At 43.3% G+C, this 16,350-nt stretch carries 15 protein-coding genes; 7 read left to right on the forward strand and 8 right to left on the reverse strand.

All coding sequences use genetic code 11. The features are described from left to right. The first annotated feature begins 65 nt into the window (after window positions 1-65). Window positions 66-938, forward strand: a complete 873-nt coding sequence (locus NV379_RS07275; RefSeq protein ID WP_258206620.1) for a class II fructose-bisphosphate aldolase — start codon at window positions 66-68, stop codon at window positions 936-938. A 125-nt stretch (window positions 939-1,063) separates the two neighbouring features. Then, window positions 1,064-2,008, forward strand: coding sequence for a 1-phosphofructokinase family hexose kinase (locus NV379_RS07280; RefSeq protein ID WP_258206621.1), 945 nt, complete (start codon window positions 1,064-1,066; stop codon window positions 2,006-2,008). 53 nt (window positions 2,009-2,061) lie between these two features. Here the strand turns inward: NV379_RS07280 and NV379_RS07285 are convergent, their stop codons facing one another. The 5 genes from NV379_RS07285 to pflB form a co-directional block, all read right to left on the reverse strand. Then, window positions 2,062-2,970, reverse strand: coding sequence for a C39 family peptidase (locus NV379_RS07285; protein ID WP_258206622.1), 909 nt, complete (start codon window positions 2,968-2,970; stop codon window positions 2,062-2,064). A 1-nt stretch (window position 2,971) separates the two neighbouring features. After that, window positions 2,972-3,823 carry an SMP-30/gluconolactonase/LRE family protein gene (locus NV379_RS07290; RefSeq protein ID WP_258206623.1) on the reverse strand — a complete coding sequence of 284 codons (852 nt, stop codon included), beginning with the start codon at window positions 3,821-3,823 and terminating at the stop codon, window positions 2,972-2,974. A gap of 101 nt (window positions 3,824-3,924) precedes the next feature. Beyond that, entirely contained in the window at window positions 3,925-4,095 is a 171-nt protein-coding gene (locus NV379_RS07295) for a hypothetical protein (protein ID WP_258206624.1), read from the reverse strand. Between the two features lie 71 nt (window positions 4,096-4,166). After that, complete coding sequence (gene pflA, locus NV379_RS07300; RefSeq protein WP_258206732.1) at window positions 4,167-4,910, reverse strand: pyruvate formate-lyase-activating protein; 744 nt, start codon at window positions 4,908-4,910, stop codon at window positions 4,167-4,169. Window positions 4,911-4,999: 89 nt separating this feature from the next. Continuing rightward, the gene (pflB, locus tag NV379_RS07305) at window positions 5,000-7,267 is read right to left on the reverse strand and encodes a formate C-acetyltransferase (RefSeq protein ID WP_258206625.1); all 2,268 of its coding nucleotides are present in this window, start codon (window positions 7,265-7,267) and stop codon (window positions 5,000-5,002) included. 169 nt (window positions 7,268-7,436) lie between these two features. On the opposite strand from pflB, the gene NV379_RS07310 reads away from it, so the two are divergent. The 5 genes from NV379_RS07310 (at window position 7,437) to NV379_RS07330 (ending at window position 13,054) form a co-directional block, all read left to right on the forward strand. After that, the gene (locus tag NV379_RS07310) at window positions 7,437-8,153 is read left to right on the forward strand and encodes a Crp/Fnr family transcriptional regulator (RefSeq protein ID WP_373426083.1); all 717 of its coding nucleotides are present in this window, start codon (window positions 7,437-7,439) and stop codon (window positions 8,151-8,153) included. 222 nt (window positions 8,154-8,375) lie between these two features. Next, window positions 8,376-10,478, forward strand: coding sequence for an LTA synthase family protein (locus NV379_RS07315; RefSeq protein ID WP_258206627.1), 2,103 nt, complete (start codon window positions 8,376-8,378; stop codon window positions 10,476-10,478). Between the two features lie 160 nt (window positions 10,479-10,638). Further along, window positions 10,639-11,895 (forward strand): MFS transporter, encoded by a 1,257-nt coding sequence (locus NV379_RS07320; RefSeq protein WP_258206628.1) that lies wholly within the window; start codon window positions 10,639-10,641, stop codon window positions 11,893-11,895. Continuing rightward, entirely contained in the window at window positions 11,876-12,496 is a 621-nt protein-coding gene (locus NV379_RS07325) for a TetR/AcrR family transcriptional regulator (protein WP_258206629.1), read from the forward strand. The genes NV379_RS07320 and NV379_RS07325 overlap by 20 nt, the downstream gene beginning before the upstream one ends. Before the next feature lie 102 nt (window positions 12,497-12,598). Then, window positions 12,599-13,054, forward strand: a complete 456-nt coding sequence (locus NV379_RS07330) for a MarR family winged helix-turn-helix transcriptional regulator (protein ID WP_258206630.1) — start codon at window positions 12,599-12,601, stop codon at window positions 13,052-13,054. 53 nt (window positions 13,055-13,107) lie between these two features. Here the strand turns inward: NV379_RS07330 and NV379_RS07335 are convergent, their stop codons facing one another. The 3 genes from NV379_RS07335 to NV379_RS07345 all read right to left on the reverse strand — a co-directional run bounded on the left by NV379_RS07335 (window position 13,108) and on the right by NV379_RS07345 (window position 16,148). Continuing rightward, window positions 13,108-13,983, reverse strand: coding sequence for a sugar phosphate isomerase/epimerase family protein (locus NV379_RS07335; RefSeq protein WP_258206631.1), 876 nt, complete (start codon window positions 13,981-13,983; stop codon window positions 13,108-13,110). Window positions 13,984-14,020: 37 nt separating this feature from the next. Continuing rightward, on the reverse strand, window positions 14,021-15,082 hold the full coding sequence (locus NV379_RS07340) for a Gfo/Idh/MocA family protein (protein WP_258206632.1): 1,062 nt from the start codon (window positions 15,080-15,082) through the stop codon (window positions 14,021-14,023). A 202-nt stretch (window positions 15,083-15,284) separates the two neighbouring features. Further along, window positions 15,285-16,148 (reverse strand): sugar phosphate isomerase/epimerase family protein, encoded by an 864-nt coding sequence (locus NV379_RS07345; RefSeq protein ID WP_258206633.1) that lies wholly within the window; start codon window positions 16,146-16,148, stop codon window positions 15,285-15,287. Window positions 16,149-16,350 lie beyond the last annotated feature (202 nt).

Here is a 16,350-nt window from a genome sequence, read left to right on the forward strand (position 1 = left end):
AATCAAATTAATGATGATTCGGTCACAATCATTCATTTTGATAGGAAAAAAGGAGCGAATCAATCATGGGTCACTTAATTTCCTCTACAACCATGCTGCAAGAAGCACGCAGAAATGGATATGGAATTACTGCTTTTAACGTACATACATTGGAGATGCTGCAAGCGGTTGTAGAAGCAGCAACGGAACTTGATGCTCCACTCATTCTCCAAACCACTGTTGGTACAGTGAAACACTTGGGACCTGAATATATTGTCGCTGCCGCGCAAACAGCCGCTAAGTTATCCAATGTTCCGATTGCCTTGCACTTAGATCACTGCACAGACTATGATCTTCTGGTAAAATGTATTCGTGCAGGTTATACATCGGTTATGATAGATGCCTCGATGTTCCCATTTGACGAGAATGTCGCATGTTCACTTGAGGTTGTCAAAGTAGCCAAAGCCGCAGGGGTTAACGTTGAAGCTGAGCTTGGTAAAGTAGGCGGGGTTGAGGACGACATCGTGGTTGAAGAAGCAGATGCAAGGCTCGCGATTCCTGAGGAGTGTTTACGTTTCGTCGAGCTTACAGGGGTTCCGACACTCGCACCTGCCATTGGAACTGCTCATGGTATCTATAAGGGAGAACCGAACATCGCATTCGATCGGATCGCAGAAATTGCAAGCTTAGTGGATCTTCCACTCGTCTTGCACGGTGGTTCCGGCATTCCTGCTGAACAAGTGAGACGCTGTGTAGCACTTGGAATGGCGAAGATGAATGTTGCAACAGAACTACGAATTGCTTTCTCCGATGCCATTAAAAATGTATTTAACGCAAATCCAGATGAGAACGATCCACGTAAGTATATGGTTCCTGCCAAACAAGCAGTTAAATCCCTTGCGATGGAGAAAATGCACCTTGTCGGCTGTGTCGGCCGCGCACAAGAATTGAAATTATAATTAAAGAGAGTGGTCAAAAAGTGAAGCCAAAGAGAAAAAAGCAACTGGAGGAACGAAGTGTTTTTTCTCTGCAGCTGATCGACATTTTGAACACGCTCTAACAAACAGCAGGAGGGGGAATTAGCATGATTACGACGCTAACCTTGAATGCAGCTGTGGATAAAACTTATGTCGTGCCCGGATTTTATAAATCCGGGTTATTCCGTGTCAATGAGATGGTCGCCGATCCTGGCGGCAAAGGGATTAACGTGGCAAGAGTTGTCACACTGCTTGGAGGAAAGGCAATTGCGACCGGATTTATTGCCGGTTCACAAGGAGCTTTCATACAAAAAGGTTTAACCAGACAAGGCGTAAGCCATGATTTCATCGAGGCTCACGAAGGTGAATCTCGCTTATGTACGACCATCCTTGATCCTGAAAGTGACGAGCACCAGACGGAACTCTTGGAGATGGGACCCACAATTACAGAAGATGACATCATAAAACTCAAGCATAAAGTTGCTGAACTTGCCAAACAATCATCAATCGTCGCGATGTCAGGTTCTTTACCCGTTGGTTGTCCGCCAACCATCTATGCCGATCTTATACAGATTGTTAAAGAGCATGGTGCCAAAGCGATCCTCGATGCTTCCGGTGATGCACTAGCAGCAGGAGTCGAGGCTAAACCCTATTTAATTAAACCAAATGAACATGAAATTGCACGGTTAACAGGGAAGAAGCACGCTTCGGATGATGAACTTGCTCACGCGATTCAGACGTTAATGGATCAAGGCATCCCATGCGTAATCGTCTCCCTTGGGAAACGAGGTGCACTTGCTGGTTGGGAAGGTGTCATTTACCGGGCCCAGGCTCCTGTTATCGATGCTGTAAATCCTGTGGGCAGCGGTGACTCCATGGTCGCAGGTATGATTACGGCCATTGAGTGCGGGGCTACTGCTGAGGAAGCCTTACGTCTCGGTGTTGCCTCTGGTGCTGCGAATGCATTAAATTTACGAGCTGGATTCGTAGACTCGCAAGTCGTGGAACAACTCAAGGATGAGGTTCTAATTGAGCTATACGTAAAGCATTAAACATAGTCCTTTATAGAAAATGCAAAAATGCCTTCCTAATCTGCGATTTGCAGTTAGGAGGGCGTTTCTGTTGTGATCTGATCTATAGGTGTACGGGCATCGTAGCTGATCGCTTGCGATCCCATCTGATGCCATGCGCGAACAAACGCATCCTTCTCCGTCTGATCCGCAATCCCTAGCGGATCATTGATATATATGAAGTCCTCGTCATATCCAATCACTAACACCGAGTGTTCTTTCATCGTTGCTCGTATAGAACCTGTTGCTGTATCCCACGTTTCGAAATCGTCATCCGCTAATTCATCAAAAGTGCTATTCGCAATGACCCAGACGGGAGACCCCATATTTAAATAATCTTCAACACGCTGCCACTGCGACCCTGTCAGATCGACAATTCGATCAGGCAAATACTGCTCAGCAAGTTCGACAATGGGTTCATGATACACACCGTATCCGTAATGATCTCCAGTGATCGAGCCTACGAATCCGATGTCTGGATTCCCCCATGATAACACTTGGTCATCATCGCCCTCTACACGAGGAGCAGGGTCTTTCTTAATCGCTTGAGCTAGCGTCAATTTATCAACGTCTACGCCTGCTGATTGCAGCAACATGGCAAGTGATGTCACTTCACAACCATTATACAGTTCGGGATTTTGCAGTATTAACGGGACATGAAGCTTAACGGAAGTTGGGATAGGTGGTGTAGATGTAGGTATAGAGGTGGGTGTTGGTGATTGACTAGATGTTGCTTCGGTTGAAGCTTGAGGAGCGGAAGAAGGAGCCGCGCTAGCATCTAGAGATGGCTCCTGCACTTCCGATAAGACTTTATCTTGTAAATCAGGGTACTCCAATGATGTTGGCATCGCAAGTTTATCTTCTGCCTGATTAAACGAGCATGCCGATGCAATACCTCCGACCACTACGATAATAAGAACAGCTTGCCTCCATCTATTGTCCATCTTACACGACCTCTATTACTCCGCACAGCACACGACAACGTCCAGGTGATTCCACACGGAACTTCTCTACATTGCCTTGGTCAGCTAGCGTTACATAGACCGTACAGCCATCAACACCACCGAACGTTAAATTCGTACAATTGGTACCATGCAGCTTAATTTCTTGTACGATTTCACCTTGTGGGGACAGCTTCACAATCGTACCTTTACCAAAACGTGTCGAATAGAGATAACCTTCTGCATCACAACGCATGCCATCTAATCCGAAATCTTCAAATTGGATGAGCAATCGTTTATTACTAATCTCACCAGTTTCACTTAAGTCATATGCCCAAATGTTACGCTGCACGGATTCATTCACATAGAGCGTCTTCTCGTCCGGACTCACTTCAATTCCGTTCGTTGTCCCCATATTCGCTTCAAGTAGATCAACTTTGCCATCTGGAGTAATACGCCAGATTTGACCGGTCTCCTCTGCCCAATTCGGATCAGAGGCAAAGACGATTCCACTCGCCGCAATCGCGATGTCATTCGGCTGATTCATGCTTGGCTCATGGGCATGAACGGTAATCTCGCGAGTTTTCGGATCTATTTTCAAAATATTATGATTCGTATAATCGGCCAGTAACATCTCACCTGCTTGATTGAATCGAATACCGTTCGCGATACTACCACTTGGAAGTTCTACGTAAACGGAGCATTCACCATCAGGTGTTACCATACCGATTGTGCCCTCATGATCATAATTAACTGCATATAAGTTACCAGCCGCATCACATGCCGGCCCTTCAATCCCACCCGTAAATCCATGTGCCGTTGTAAACACTTCACTTTGGTAATAGGACTTAACCATTTCACTCGCTCCTTATGTACGAAATTATCCTTCTACATTTCGCCATAATCCCTTATAAATCCTGCATTAGGATATGGAAAAAAGGACTAGATGCTAAGCATCTAGTCCTTCGGAAAACCAAGTTGTTCGCGGGTAAACTTACCTTCCCACAGCATGTCCAGATCGAGATTGATGGAGTCTCTCTTCACAAATCGGAACAGACCATACATGACTGTCCCCATCAATCCACCGAAAATAAGCAATGAGACCGTTAAATAAACTGCCGATGCCAAGCTCGATCACCTCCTTAGAACCACTTAATGTGATTATATGAAGGCAATTGTGACATATGCTTTAGGATTTATTACTTACTGTTAGCCGCAGATAGCGCTCTTGCATCTTCAATAATCGCGTAAGCACGTTTTACCTCTTCTTCAGTCGGTGATTCTACACCTTCAAGTGGATACTCTTTGCCAAGCGCCTCCCACTTGTATATACCCATTTGGTGATAAGGAAGAATCTCGAACTTCTCCACGGTCTTCAGTGTGCCTAAGAATTCACCTGTTGCACGTAGATTCTCTTCGCTATCTGTAATACCTGGGATTAACACGTGGCGAATCCACATCTTCGTCCCATTATCCGATAACCACTTCGCTGTACGCAAAATTTGATCATTCGGTTGTGAAGTTAGTTCAATGTGCTCATTACGATCCATCATCTTCAAATCAAGCAAAACCAAATCTGTTACTTCATATAAAGATCGATTCTTCTCCGCATCGCTAAATCCTGAAGAATCAATTGTCGTATGCAAGTTAAAGCGCTTCTTCACTTCTGTGAAAAGTTCCGTTACGAACGGAGCCTGCAAAGTAGGCTCGCCGCCAGATACCGTCAAGCCGCCGCCTGAGCTGCGATAGTAAGGTAGGTAAGGCTCAATTTCCTTCACCATCTCTTCCACTGTTACCTTACGTCCTTCATCTGTTGCCCAAGTATCAGGGTTATGACAGAACTTACATCTAAGCGCACATCCCTGTAAGAAAATAATGAAGCGAATCCCCGGACCATCAACGGTACCGAATGTTTCGACAGAATGAATACGTCCTTCCATGATGTGTTTCTCTCCTTTAAAGGCAAATACAGACGAGGGGGTCTGGCCCGCCTCGCCTGCATGAACCTATATATAGTTATCGTAACTTAGGATTAGATCGTGCCGTGGAACGTACGGTTGATAACATCTAGTTGTTGTTCTTTTGTCAACTTGATGAAGTTAACCGCATAACCGGATACACGGATTGTAAGTTGTGGATAGTTCTCTGGGTGTTCCATCGCATCCATCAATTGCTCACGGTCAAATACGTTAACGTTCAAGTGGTGACCACCTGTTGTCATATAACCATCAAGCATGGATACCATGTTCACTTTACGAGCTTCAAGATCTTTACCAAGTGCTTTAGGTACGATCGAGAATGTGTTGGAGATTCCATCTAGGGAATGCTCGTACGGAAGCTTCGCAACAGAGTTCAAGGATGCAAGAGCACCTTTCTTATCACGTCCGTGCATTGGGTTTGCACCTGGTGCAAACGGCTCGCCAGCTTTACGTCCATCAGGTGTGTTACCTGTTTTCTTACCGTAAACGACGTTAGAAGTAATCGTTAGTACGGACATTGTAGGGATTGCGCCACGGTATGTTTCGTGCTTACGAAGCATGTTCATGAACTTCTCTACAAGCTCAACTGCGATTTCATCGACACGGGAATCATTGTTACCGTATTGTGGGTAGTCGCCTTCGATTTCGAAGTCTACAACGATACCAGCTTCGTTACGGATTGTTTTTACAGTCGTATGCTTAATTGCACTCAAGGAGTCAGCTGCTACAGACAAGCCCGCGATACCGCAAGCCATTGTACGGATGATCTCACGATCGTGAAGTGCGAATTCAATACGCTCATAGCTGTATTTATCGTGCATATAATGAATCACATTCAAGGTGTTCATGTATAGCTGAGCTAACCACTCAAGCATGTTGTCGAATTTCGCTGTAACTTCTTTGTAATCAAGTACATCAGAAGTGATTGGCGCATATTTCGGTCCTACTTGAGCACCGGACTTCTCATCTACACCGCCGTTGATTGCGTATAGCAATGCTTTAGGCAAGTTCGCACGAGCACCGAAGAATTGCATTTGCTTACCGATCTTCATCGCGGATACACAGCAAGCAATACCGTAGTCATCGCCATAGATCGGAAGCATCAAGTCATCACTCTCATATTGAATGGAGCTTGTTTCGATGGAAACCATCGCACAATACTTCTTGAATCCTTCAGGAAGCTTTTCAGACCATAGTACAGTCAAGTTCGGCTCTGGAGCTGGTCCCAAGTTGTAAAGTGTGTGCAAGAAACGGAAGGAGTTGCGAGTTACGCGAGTCTTACCGTCTACTGCCATACCACCGATGGATTCTGTTACCCAAGTTGGGTCACCAGAGAACAATTCATTGTAGTCAGGTGTACGCAAGAACTTAACGATACGCAATTTCATTACGAAATGGTCAACTAGTTCTTGTGCTTCAACTTCAGTCATTGTTCCTTCTGCAAGATCACGTTGTACGTAAGCATCTAGGAAGGAGGATACACGACCCAAGCTCATCGCTGCACCATTCTGCTCCTTAATTGCTGCAAGGTAACCGAAGTATACCCATTGGAACGCTTCTTTAGCATTTTGTGCTGGGTTTGAAATATCGAAACCATGCTCATTTGCCATTGCTTTCAATTCTTGAAGGGAACGGATTTGCTCAGAAAGTTCTTCACGAGCACGAATCACGGATTCTGTCATGGAATTAACTTCTAATTGTTTAAGGTCATTCTTCTTCTCAGCGATTAGACGATCCACACCGTAAAGTGCTACGCGGCGATAGTCACCGATAATACGTCCACGACCATAAGCATCTGGAAGACCTGTAATTACACCAGACTTACGAGCTGCTCTCATCTCGCCTGTATAAGCATCAAATACACCTTGATTATGAGTTTTACGGATATTGGTAAAGATATCGATAACGGATTGCGGCATTTCAAAGCCATAAGCTTTACATGCATCAATCATCATTTTAATACCACCGTAAGGTTGCATGGAACGTTTGAAAGGCTCATCTGTTTGCAAACCAACAACTGTTTCCTTGCTTTGATCTAGATATCCTGGTTTATGAGAAACGATTGAAGAAGGAGTATTTACATCAACATCTAGTACTCCACCATTTTCGCGTTCTTTAACGGAAAGCTTTGATACAATGTCCCACAAATCATTCGTGTTTTGAGTTGGACCTACTAGGAAGCTCTCATCACCATGATATGGAGTAATATTCAGTTCAATAAAGTCGCGGACATCGATTGCTTTTGCCCATTTTCCTAATTGAAATCCACGCCAGCCATTAATTTCAGTTCCACCAAGTATGTTTTTCTCTGTTGCAGCCATTATAGCTACACCTCCTGATCGTGATTGGTTTTCCTTTATAACCACATTGTAATCCATTTGTGAAATATATCACTATGAAGTTTGTCACAGACAAAAATATTGTTTATAATGACAATGTTCCCGAAACGTCTTTACGCCTACTTACACTTTTTTTGATAAGGGAGTTATGATGTTGACTACTAATCGTAAGAAATACCCAAACGCCAACACATCCACTTTTTCCGAAGCGAATTTGAAGTGTTTGATGGATCATATGCAAGAACTTAAAGTACCTGCTGGAAGCCATCTGTTCTGGGAAGGTGAAGCTGCTGACAAATTGTATTTTGTGCAATCCGGCAGTGTTCGAATCACCAAATCCTCGGACGAAGGCAAGGAGCTTATTCTTTATATGTACCAACCTGGTGATTTGCTCGGACAAATCCATCTTTTTCAAACTTCGACGCATGGTTTTAGCGGTAAAGTGGTAGAAGATACCGTTGTGGGATTTATGAATCAGAAAGATCTCGAAGTACTAATTGAACAAAACAATGAACTTTCTGTTGAGTTTATGAAATGGATGTCCCTGAACCATCGTATTACAGAAACAAAGCTCCGCGACTTGATCATGTACGGCAAACCTGGTGCACTTTGCTCCACGTTAATCCGACTTTCCAATACGTTCGGTAAGCCCGACGGTGATTATGTTGAGATTGCAAAAAAGCTTACACATACTGAGTTATCCAACATGATTGGTGCAACGAGGGAAAGTGTAAATCGGTTGTTAAACGATCTGCGAAAGCAAGATATTATCGATTACAGCAATGACTACATTCTTATTAAAAATATGGAGCGGTTGAAGGAATTTTGTAAATGCGAAAACTGTCCGATTGAAATTTGTCGCATTTAATTCATTCATCCATATCAAGCAAATCCCCACTCATTACTGGGGATTTTTTGTTTTTCTGGGATCATTTTTAATAACTGCTAAGAGTATGAAATGAAAGAGTCTCTGCCAATAAAAAAAGTTTGTGATGTTTATAACCCATGTTATAATTATTGAGGTTTGCGTGTTTACAATGTTCTTACAAATAGATGCAGTAAATTTAATAGAAAGGGGAGCAGACATCAGATGAGCGATCGAAATTTCTCAGCTAAGTCCATTGGGAAGTACATTCTATCCAAAATTCATATTTTACTATGGCCGATTCCACTCGTACTCATGATGGAATTCCTAAACCGCGACAGTGTCTATAAAGCACTGGGCTACGGTTACAAGCATATGAATGAAATGTTCTTAAATTACTTGATCATCTTGGCGCTCTTCTTCTTATTCATCGCCATTCTTGGTCGAACACAGCTCGCTTTCTGGGTCGTGTCCACACCGATCATGATCCTCTCTCTAATCTCTGGGGTAAAGAGACAAATTCTTGGAGTACCGCTACTCCCGTGGGATGTGTTCTTGACCAATGAGACTGAGGACATCACGAAAGAATTAGGGGATCTTATCCCTTGGAAAATGATCATTGGAATCATTATCTTTGTTGTAATTGCTATTATTCTACTTAATAAAGTGAAACTATTAAGAGGTAAATTCAATTGGACAGAGAAGATCGTCCTGCTCGTGTTATCCGTGTTTATGTTATTTACGATCTATACGGACAAGCCGATTAAGATCAAAGACGCACTTAGCATCAGTACGATCCCTTGGGATCAAGCGGATAACTATCTGCGCAACGGTTTCGCGCTGACAACGATGATGAATATGGATTTAATTTTCGTTAAAAAGCCAGACGGCTATAACGAAGCGAACATTGCTGCGATGGTGAAAGATACAGAGCGTCGCACGAACACAGGCAGTAAAGAAAAGCCGAACGTTATTGTCGTTCTCAGTGAATCCTTATTCGATGCAACGAAGCTTCCGAACGTGAAATTCTCTGAAGAACCAATGCCTCACCTACGTTCCTTGCAGCAAAAGTACCCGCATGGTGAAATGCTATCCCCGCAATTTGGCGGCGGTACGGCTAACGTAGAGTTTGAAGTATTATCGGGTAACTCGATGCGCTTCTTACCGCAAGGCTCCCTTGCGTACATTCAATATGTGAACCATCCGACCGATTCCATCGCTGGAATCTTGAGTCGTAAAGGCTACAATACAGCAGCCATTAACCCTTACCACAACTGGTTCTTTAACTCGAAGAACGTGTATCATAACTTTGGATTCTCCAAGTTTATATCGACCGAATTCTTTGAACCAGAGTATAAGGGTAACTACTTGTCTGACCATGCTGTAGCGAAGAAAATTATTGAAGAAGCCGACAAATCAGACGGCCCAGACATGATTTTTGCAAACACGATGGAAAACCATGCTCCTTACGAATCGAATAAATTTGCATCTAATCCGATTTCCGTATCCGGCAACATGTCTCCTGAATCCAAAGCGATGCTAGAGACGTATGCGACAGGTATGCGTGATGCCGATCTGATGCTTAAAGAGATCACGGACCATTTTGAGAAAAAAGGCGAACCAACGATTGTTCTATTCTTCGGTGATCACTTGCCGTCTCTAGGCAATGACTACCAAGTGTACCGCGATGTTGGTTACTTGCTTCCCAATGACCCGGATGTTACGAAGAAGTTATTCTCGACTCCATTCGTGATTTGGGATAACTACTTGCCTGAACACCGCGAAGAATTATACATGTCTCCTTCGTTCTTATCGCCTTACATCTTGAATATGGCGAACTTGGAAGGAACTTTCTATACGGATTACTTGTACAATCTGATGAAGAAGCATCCGGTAATCCCGCCTAAGAACATGTATGAAGCGATGAACATTAAGGAAGAAGATTTAAAAGGCTACGAAATGCTGCAATATGACGGTATGTTCGGCAACCAATTCAATTACGGTGATTATCGCGATAAGATCTTAGCGAAGAACTTCATGCTCGGTCTTGGTGAGATGAAGATTGAAGATGCTAGTGTGCAGCAAGTTGGTGGTACTCAGACACTTGTTATTTCTGGTAAGAACTTGTCTCCAACTGGCGTTATTTACGCGAATGACACAGCACTAGAGACCACTTATTCGAATGGCAAGCTGATGGCTCCGTATAGCAGCTTAGCGGGTAAAGATAATATCAAGATTCAAATCCGTGTCATCGATACGAAGAACATTACGATTGCAGCGTCCAACAATATGGATCTAGGCCAGCAAGCGGTACCTGCATCGAATTAGGTTCATAAATCAACTTAAATAAAACCTGAAGAAACAGCTTGATTATGCTGATCTTCGGGTTTTTTTGTTATTTTCAAATAATTATCTTGTTATTTATTACCAACTGCAATATAATAATGACACGTATGTCATTTATATTTTCTTGAGGAGGATATATATTGTGGAGAGTACAGAAAAGGTGCAACGAGGGTTATGGCATAACAAATCTTATCGCTACTTGATCAGTTCGCAGCTAGTCTCCAATCTAGGGGATTGGCTGGATTTGCTCGCCCTGTTCGCACTTCTATCTTTAAAGTGGCAAGTCACTTCCATGGAAATGGCGTATGTGATGATCTGTTTCGGCTTGCCGATGGTCTTATTCGGTCCAATCTCAGGTGTGCTCGCAGATCGATTCGAACGACGTACTCTCATGATCATATCCGATGTACTGCGAATCCCACTCGTTCTTGCCTTTATTTTTGCAACAAACATATGGCAAATCTACATCATTCTGCTTCTAAAAGGATCACTTGCTGCACTATTTAATCCAGCGAAGAATGGGAAACTGAAAGAAATCGTAGCTCCCGAACATATGGATAAAGCCGTTGCATACAGTACGATGATTGAACAAGTCTCTAAGATCGCAGGCCCAATCGTAAGTGGTGTGCTGCTTAGCAGTGTTGGTATCGCAGCAGCCTTCTATATTGACGCTGCCAGCTTCCTCGTCTCCGCGCTGCTTCTCATTGGAATTCCTGTTCGAAAGCACTTTGATGCGACTGCATCTGCTGATCAAGAACATAAATCCATTTTGCAAGACTTGAAATTGGGATTCACCTTTATGTCGAAAGTACCATTCATCTTATTCGGCACTGGCTTATTCTGTATGACCTTCCTCGTCTTGCAAATCGCCGACACCCAAGTCATGATCTTACTTCGAGAAATTCCAGGTATGTCTGCGGAGTTCATCGGGATCGCACTAGCTAGTAGTGGAATTGGACTGTTGGGAGTGGCTGCACTCCTTAATCGTAAGCCGGTTCAATCCATTGTTCTTGCGATGTGTATCGGTATTATTGGACTCGGGATCGTCTTTGTTCTCGCTGCATGGTTTGCCTCCTTACAAGGCGGGTTCGAGTGGCTCATTCCGGTTTCATTTATGTTCGGTGGTGCAAGCGCAGGACTTGTTATTATTCCATTTAATGTGACCGTTCAAAAACGTACACCTGTGGAATACAGCGGACGCGTATTCGGAACAATCGGGAGCTTATCGACACTCATGAGTATTATTGGACCTATGATCGGCGGGATTATTGCCACTGTTTATGGGGTGATGGCGGCATTCGTCTGGTCAGGCAGTTTACTTGCTATTCTTGGCATTATCGCTTTATTATTAGGTAAATCCTTTGATCGGAGATCAACACATGTCACCGAAAGTGCCTGATATTTATAAACAACATAAGAAGATCGAAATCTTACAAGCAGCAGAACAAGTTTTCATTCGCAAAGGGTTTGGCCGCGTCACGATGAAAGATATTGTGGAGCAGTGTCAGATTAGTCGTGGTGGTGTGTACTTATACTTCTCCTCTACAGATGAGATTTTTCAAGCCATATTAGATTGGAAGAATGGGCAACCTCAACAAGAACTACTCCTGATATATGAATCGGCTAACAACGGTGAAGAAGCACTCACACAATTTATCATCCTTATATCCACTTATATGAAAGAAACTGCTAATAGCTTATATCGAGCGCATGTTGAATTTTTTAGTGCACTTGCTCAAGATGATAATCGATGGCAGTTTGTTCAGCAGCGTCATGAATTATTGGTCAATAATTACGCATTTTTCTTTCAGGAAGGGACACGACTTGGTTATTTTTCACCTCAGACAGATTTACGGATTCTTACGAAGTTCGTTCTTACTTGGTGCGAAGGATTTTCGTTAAATACAATGATCCTTCCTATGGACGATCTTCAAGCTGATACTCAAATCGAGTTACTACATCAATATTTACGACAAATGCTGCGAATTCCTTCCTTCTAAGCCCGTAAACATTGACATTTTAGCTTCAAAAAAGTATACTTCTCAATAATTTGATAACTAAAATGATCGTTGGTACAGGCTTATAAATAAAGGAGGTGCGGTATGGCACGTAAAGATCTTGTACAACTTGAAACAGCGTTTCGCAAAATTTTAAAATCCATCACTATCGCATGGAGTAAGCAAGTGGACAGTACAATTAATCGTTCCCAGTTCTATGTCCTAGAACGACTTGCTAAGTGCCCGCACAACATCTCAACGCTTGCGGAAGCACTTCACATTACTTCTGGTGCTGTCACAGGCATTTCCGATAAGCTCGTTGATGAAGGTTACGCTAGTCGACGTCGTGCAGAAAATGACCGCCGCGTCGTGTTCCTTGAGATTACAGACAAGGGACATGAAATTCTTGCTCAGCTTAGCAATCAAAGAAAAGAATTGTATGAAAACTTCTTTGGCGGTTTAACGGATACAGATGTGAAGGCATTAACACGCATCTTCGAACAAATTCTCGATAGCCAGGACGCAGCTAACAACGAAGTCGAGCCTAAAGTTAAGGCTTAATATTACAAAACGAGCAGCCCATACACGGGTTGCTCGTTTTTCATTAGAATTTATTACTTATAACCTTGAATAAATTTCACTGCGAGTGCGATGTCTGCCTCTGCATTCTCGCCTACTTCACGCTCGATCGTTAAGTAACCTTTGTAGCCGATCTCTTGCAGCGCTGCAAAATATGCTGGGAAGTCTACTTTACCCTGACCAAGTGGTACTTCCTTGAAGAACTCTCCAGATGCAACCATCTTCGCAATTTTCTCATGATCCATACCTTCATATCCCAAGCTGCCATACACATGTTTTGGATCAACTGGCTGCACTTGATAGCCATCCTTCACGTGTGTATGCACGATATAATCTTTAAGCAGCTTCACGCCTGCTACAGGATCATCTCCTGTTACCATAACCATGTTCGCAGGGTCGAAGTTCACAGATACACCCTTTGTACTTAAGGAGTCCAGGAAGCTTTTCAAATGAACAGCACGTTCGGGCCCTGTTTCTACGGCAAAATAGGCATTCATACTATTCGCATACACGCTTAGCTCTTCACAAGCTTGCTGCATATTCGCATAAACCGCACTATTATGATCGTCTGGCACGATACCGATATGAGTCGTCACCACATTCGTACCTAGCTCAACAGCAAGATCTAAGATTCGCTTGGACTTCTCCACCTTGGATGGATTTACTTCTCCATCTTGGAAGCCATGACCGCCGAGATCTCCACATAGCGCAGCAATGTCCAGTCCCAGATCAGCAATATATTTCTTCAATTCAGAGCGATCATAAGCTGTTAAATTTGCTGGGTCCATCTCACCGGATACCGCATAAATTTGTACACCATCTGCTCCAACTGCCTTCGCACGTTTCAAACCTTCACGTACTGGGAGTCTAAAACTATCAACAATCACACCGATTTTATTCGTTAATTGCATTGTCGTTTACACCTCATTATTTATATTGAAAAATAATCTATTCAAACGTCACTTCGCGACCTTGCTCTGCCGCTTCGTAAATACCGCACAACATTTTCATAAGTTCCACGCCGTCCTCAACAGGAGAGATTGTCTCTTGCTCGCCCAAGCAGCAGGATACGAATGCTGAAATCTCACTGCGGAATGCATGCACGAAGTCGAATGACAGATGATCAATCTGCGGCTGAATGTTTAAGATTGTGTCGTATTTTTCAGAAACTAAAGATAGTTCAGGCTCTAGCTCTGCGCCACCTTTCGTACCGAACAACTTCACAGACAACTCATCTTTCTTCAAATGAAGCGTAAAGGACACGTCCACCATTAAGGATGCGCCGTTCTCAAAGCGAAGCAACGCATTCGCGCAATCTTCAACTGAGTTTTTGTCAGCTGCATAATCAGCTGCTTGATAGAAGGATAAGTTCTTCACGTTCGAACGATTGCCTAGACGGTTATATACGTTACCAGTGATGGACTTGATCTTCGGCTTGCCCATCAAATACCAGCACACATCAATAATGTGAACACCAATATCGATAAGCGGGCCGCCACCAGAACGTTCGTGATCTGCGAACCAACCGCCAGGGTTACCTAGGCGACGAAGGAAGGAAGCTTTCGCATAATAAATCTCACCTAGATCACCGGAATCAATGAATTGCTTGAGCAGCGTTGTGTTCGTTGCAAAGCGTCTTACAAAGCCAACTTGAAGAACCTTGCCACTACGGCGAACCGCTTCTTCAACTTGCAATGCTTGTTCTACTGTCTTACAAAGCGGCTTCTCACATAGAACATGCTTACCTGCATCAAGTGCTGCAATCGCAATCTCTGCATGTGTGTTGTTCCATGTACAGATGCTTACCGCTTCAATATCAGGGTCAGCAAGCAATTCCTTATAACTTGTATATACTTTCTCAGCTCCGAACTGCTTCGCTTTCGCAGCAGCGCGCTCTTCATTCAAATCACAAACCGCATAAATCGTTGCGCGCGGGTCATGCTCATACGCTTGGAAATGAACTTCTGAGATCGAACCGCAACCGATAACACCAATTTTAATCATAGACATTGGGATAACTCCTTTTTCTTTAAAATATCGTTCATAGAGAGCGTGTTCAAAAAGCCTAAATCACTGCAGAGAAAAATACACTTCCGGTCGCTGTCTCAATCATGAATTTGAATTTGTTTAATGGTATTTTCATGATTTCAAAGGCGAACACTTCGTTCCTCCAGTGCATCTTTCTCTTCCGTTTACCTATTTCAATACACTCTTAAACTTCGTTCCAAATGCGTAAAGCGTTCTCAATTCCTGTCTTAGAACCCCATAGACAATCTTCCTTGCCTTCAAACTCGACGGAGAAATAGCCGTCATATCCCGACGCTTTAATCGTCTTCAGAATTCCGCGCATATCAAGATCCCCTTGGCCAACTACTGCACCGCGCAAGTATTGACCACCTGCCGAGCGGAACCATCCATCACCTGGATCTTGCGCTGCAGGGCGAATATAGAAGTCTTTTAAATGAACGATGGAAGCATATGGTAAGTTATTGGAAACGGATACAAGTGGATTCTCATCAACGCATACAAAGTTACCAACATCCAGTGTTGTACGGAAGTTTGGACGATTTACACGATCCACTAGTGCACGAACACGGTCACTTGCTTGCACGTAGAAACCATGATTTTCAATCGAAGTCGTAATGCCGTATTGCGCTGCATAATCCGCAATTTGCCCACATGCATCGGTCATACGGTCGAGATCCTTTATGTAATTCGTAAGTGTTGTCTCTGGAATTGGACGACTAGCAATGTCATGACGCATAAGCTTCGCACCAAGACGATTCGCGATATCGACATGAGACTTCACACGCTCAATTTCCTGTTGATACTGCTCTTCATCTAATCCTACAAAATTAGCAGAAATCGCATAGTTGGATACCGCAATTCCTGCTTTTCGCGCTTCAGCTTGAATCGTTTCTGCCAGACCTTCGTCTTGTACCAAATCAAATCCTAGTGGCACAATCTCAATATGGCTTCCACCAATTTCTGCTACCCACTTGATGCAGTCTACGATGTTCATTGTTCCAGCATTCAGTTCTCTGTATAAACTGTACGAGCTAAGGCCAATCTTCATTACACGTTCCTCCTGTAAATCCGAATTTTGTAGTTTATATCTCGTTATATCTTTTCTACTACACCCTCCAAATTACCTGCTTTTTGCTAGATATGCAATGAGAAAAAGGGATAGAATAGGGATAAATTACTCTAATATAACAAGATCGAATATTCAAATTTTTGCATGGTTATTCGTGCAAAAAAAAGCACCCCTTAGATTT

Origin of the sequence: Paenibacillus radicibacter (genome assembly GCF_024721995.1) — a bacterium.
Taxonomy (GTDB): Bacteria; Bacillota; Bacilli; order Paenibacillales; family NBRC-103111; genus Paenibacillus_AM; species Paenibacillus_AM radicibacter.

Excerpts from the sequence above, each read along its gene's own strand:
- NV379_RS07310 (WP_373426083.1), top strand. The coding sequence starts at position 7,437 with ATGTTGACTACTAATCGTAAGAAATACCCAAACGCCAACACATCCACT.
- NV379_RS07345 (WP_258206633.1), bottom strand. The coding sequence starts at position 16,148 with ATGAAGATTGGCCTTAGCTCGTACAGTTTATACAGAGAACTGAATGCT.
- NV379_RS07290 (WP_258206623.1), bottom strand. The coding sequence starts at position 3,823 with ATGGTTAAGTCCTATTACCAAAGTGAAGTGTTTACAACGGCACATGGA.
- NV379_RS07325 (WP_258206629.1), top strand. The coding sequence starts at position 11,876 with ATGTCACCGAAAGTGCCTGATATTTATAAACAACATAAGAAGATCGAA.
- NV379_RS07335 (WP_258206631.1), bottom strand. The coding sequence starts at position 13,983 with ATGCAATTAACGAATAAAATCGGTGTGATTGTTGATAGTTTTAGACTC.
- NV379_RS07285 (WP_258206622.1), bottom strand. The coding sequence starts at position 2,970 with ATGGACAATAGATGGAGGCAAGCTGTTCTTATTATCGTAGTGGTCGGA.
- pflB (WP_258206625.1), bottom strand. The coding sequence starts at position 7,267 with ATGGCTGCAACAGAGAAAAACATACTTGGTGGAACTGAAATTAATGGC.
- NV379_RS07340 (WP_258206632.1), bottom strand. The coding sequence starts at position 15,082 with ATGTCTATGATTAAAATTGGTGTTATCGGTTGCGGTTCGATCTCAGAA.
- NV379_RS07330 (WP_258206630.1), top strand. The coding sequence starts at position 12,599 with ATGGCACGTAAAGATCTTGTACAACTTGAAACAGCGTTTCGCAAAATT.
- NV379_RS07275 (WP_258206620.1), top strand. The coding sequence starts at position 66 with ATGGGTCACTTAATTTCCTCTACAACCATGCTGCAAGAAGCACGCAGA.
- NV379_RS07280 (WP_258206621.1), top strand. The coding sequence starts at position 1,064 with ATGATTACGACGCTAACCTTGAATGCAGCTGTGGATAAAACTTATGTC.
- NV379_RS07315 (WP_258206627.1), top strand. The coding sequence starts at position 8,376 with ATGAGCGATCGAAATTTCTCAGCTAAGTCCATTGGGAAGTACATTCTA.